A 2,748-nucleotide genomic window follows, 5' to 3' on the forward strand; every position below is an offset into this window, starting at 1 on the left:
GTCCGAACGGGGGTGATCCGCCCCGTTCGGACGCGGGGAGGGGCGCCACGGGGGCCGGATAGGGCTTGTTCATTGCAGCAGCTTTCGAAAGCCCGGACGCGGCGACCGGCCGGAGGCCGGGCACCGGAGAACGCCGGGGACGGTGAGGATCGGGTCGGTCACGGCGGTACTCGTTGGGCCGTGCGGAAAGGACGGTGGGCGAGCGCCGTCGCGTTCGCCCGAACGCTCGGGCGTCTGTGCCCGAGCCGGCGGGCCTAGAGCCCGAGCCAGCGGGCCGTGCCGTCGATGTCGGCCAGCACGGTCGCGGTCGCGGCGGCGAGCGCGAAGGCGCCGGCGATGTCGCGCAGCGTCGGCCGGTCGGTCCGCCGCGGCGGGCCGGAGATGCGATCGGCGACCGCCAGCGCGGCGGCCATCACGACGGCGAGCAGCGCGAAGGCCGACATCACGATGCTGGTCGGCAAGACCCAGGCGAACAAGGCGAGCGGCACGGTGACGGCCGCCGACAACGCGGCGAGCGGCAGGGCCGAACGCGGCAACCCGAAGGCCGGCTCGCGCCAGCCCGGTGCCGTCTTCACAGGAGCCATCGGAGTCTCCGCGACCCGGCCATGGCCCGGCGTCTCCGGAGGTCATCCGCTGCTCGGCGGGGCGACGAAAGCAAAGTATGGCCCCGGCAGGACGCGAAGACTATGGCGCGAAGTCTTTTCATTTTACGAGGATTGTTCCTCGGGGGCAGATCATCCTACCGCGCGCCTGCGACATCCTGTAGCCGTGCCGATCGGGGGGTATTTCTACGGTGTTGCCGCAGAGCCCGGGTCCCGCCGTAAAGTACGCTTGACGCTGGGGTTTCGATCGGAGCGCGCGGTCTCTCCGACACTTTGATGCGGTGCAACAAGGTATGGATCTGCGTAAAGAGCGGACTACACATGCGATAACGAAGTACATCCCCACCGGGCTATGTCGCTTTAAACTTGCGTCGGCCTCGGATCTGTCGTTATCTGGTCGTGGCAATCGGTTTTTGGCCGTTCCGGCCCGCAGCGTCGAATGACGTCAACGATTCGGATCCCCCCAAAAATCCAGGTTGTTACGTGAAGGCCGGCGACCCCTCGTCGGCATTCGCGTCCATCGCGACGTCAGACTTTGATCAGGAGACCGACGATGCAAAAAGGCACCGTCAAATGGTTCAACCCCACGAAGGGCTATGGGTTCATCCGGCCGTCGACCGGCGATAAGGACGTGTTCGTCCATATCTCGGCTGTCGAGCGGGCCGGCCTCAGCACCCTGAATGAAGGTCAGGTGATCGAGTACGAACTCGTCACCAACCGCGGCAAGACCTCCGCGGAGAACCTCAAGGTCGCGTAAGCGGCCCGGCCGGCTTCGTCCGGCTTGCGGGTGCGTCCCGTAGCCCCCGGTTCTCACCGGGGGTTTTTTTATGCCTGCAGACGACCGCCGGGCCGCCGTGACATGATGCGCGTGGCATGATGCGCGTGGCATGTGGCTTGCGTATCATCTCCGTAGGATTGCGTAGTCCCCGAGGAGGGCTGCGCCGAGCGGAGACCCCCGAATGACCCCCGTGAGCTCCTTCCGTCCGACCCGTCGCGGTCTTCTCGCCACCCTGGCCGGCGCCGCGGCGCTGCCCCTCACCGGCGCGCTGGCGCGAGCGTCGGCCGTGCCGACCGGCTTCCCGCAGCGGCCGATGACCCTGGTCGTGCCGTTCAGCCCCGGCGGCCCTGTCGACGTGCTCGGCCGGCTGCTCGCCGAGGCGTTCCAGGCGCGCTCGGGCCACGCCGCCATGGTCGAGAATCGCACCGGCGGGGCCGGTAATATCGGCATCGACATGGTGCGCAAGGCGGCGCCCGACGGCGCGACCCTGCTGCTGATCCCGGCCGGCAACCTGACCATCAACCCGACCCTGATGCCGAACCTGCCGTTCAGCGTCGAGCAGGACTTTTCTCCCGTCACGCTGCTCGCCAGCGCGCCGAACATCATCGTCGCGGCGCCGGGGCTCGGCGTGTCGACGATCGCCGATCTGATCGCCAAGGCGAAGACCGAGCGGATCAGCTACGGCTCGCCCGGTGTCGGCAGCCAACTCCATCTCGCCATGGAGCTGTTCAACGACACGGCGGGCGTCGCGCTCGCCCATGTGCCGTATCGTGGCTCGTCGCAGGCGCTCACCGACGTGATCGGCAACCACATCGGGCTCGTCGCCACCAACCTGACGGCGGCGCTGCCGGCCATCCAGGCGAGGAGCGTCGTCGCACTGGCAATGACCACGGCGCGCCGCAGCCCGCTCGTGCCCGAGGTGCCGACGCTCGCCGAGGCCGGCGTCGCCGGGATCGACGTGACGTCCTGGTACGGCATGCTGGCGCCGAAGGCGGTCCCGGCCGCGACCCGCGATGCGCTCGCGGCGGTGACGGCCGAGGTGCTGCAGACGCCGGCCGTGCAGGACAAGCTCGCGGCGCAGGGCCTCGCCGTGACGATCGAGGGGCCCGAGGTCTTCGCGGCGCGAATCCGCCGTGAGACCGCGGTGTGGGCCGAGGTGATCAGGGCGCACCGGATCGTCAGTCAGTAGGGCGGACCTTTGCAGAACGCCGGTCGTCCCGGGGCGGCGCGTCAGCGCCGGGCCCGGGACCCATATGTGGACGGCCCCCGTGCAGCAAGAGATTTTCAGAACGGATCGGATCGCTTGCGTCCATATGTTCGGCCTGTCGGTGCGGCCACTCGCGGCCGCTGGCCAAGATGGTTTCCGCG

3 protein-coding genes are annotated in these 2,748 nt (G+C 68.8%); 2 read left to right on the forward strand and 1 reads right to left on the reverse strand.

All coding sequences use genetic code 11. The annotated features are described in order from the left end of the window. Positions 1-254: 254 nt before the first annotated feature. Entirely contained in the window at positions 255-584 is a 330-nt protein-coding gene (locus CCR97_RS26860) for a hypothetical protein (protein ID WP_146618961.1), read from the reverse strand. Between the two features lie 571 nt (positions 585-1,155). Here CCR97_RS26860 and CCR97_RS26865 point away from each other — a divergent pair. Then, on the forward strand, positions 1,156-1,359 hold the full coding sequence (locus CCR97_RS26865) for a cold-shock protein (RefSeq protein ID WP_111360442.1): 204 nt from the start codon (positions 1,156-1,158) through the stop codon (positions 1,357-1,359). Between the two features lie 202 nt (positions 1,360-1,561). Beyond that, on the forward strand, positions 1,562-2,569 hold the full coding sequence (locus CCR97_RS26870) for a Bug family tripartite tricarboxylate transporter substrate binding protein (RefSeq protein ID WP_111360441.1): 1,008 nt from the start codon (positions 1,562-1,564) through the stop codon (positions 2,567-2,569). Positions 2,570-2,748: the final 179 nt, after the last annotated feature.

The organism is Rhodoplanes elegans, assembly GCF_016653355.1.
Classification (GTDB): Bacteria; Pseudomonadota; Alphaproteobacteria; order Rhizobiales; family Xanthobacteraceae; genus Rhodoplanes; species Rhodoplanes elegans.

Excerpts from the sequence above, each read along its gene's own strand:
- CCR97_RS26860 (WP_146618961.1), bottom strand. The coding sequence starts at position 584 with ATGGCTCCTGTGAAGACGGCACCGGGCTGGCGCGAGCCGGCCTTCGGG.
- CCR97_RS26865 (WP_111360442.1), top strand. The coding sequence starts at position 1,156 with ATGCAAAAAGGCACCGTCAAATGGTTCAACCCCACGAAGGGCTATGGG.
- CCR97_RS26870 (WP_111360441.1), top strand. The coding sequence starts at position 1,562 with ATGACCCCCGTGAGCTCCTTCCGTCCGACCCGTCGCGGTCTTCTCGCC.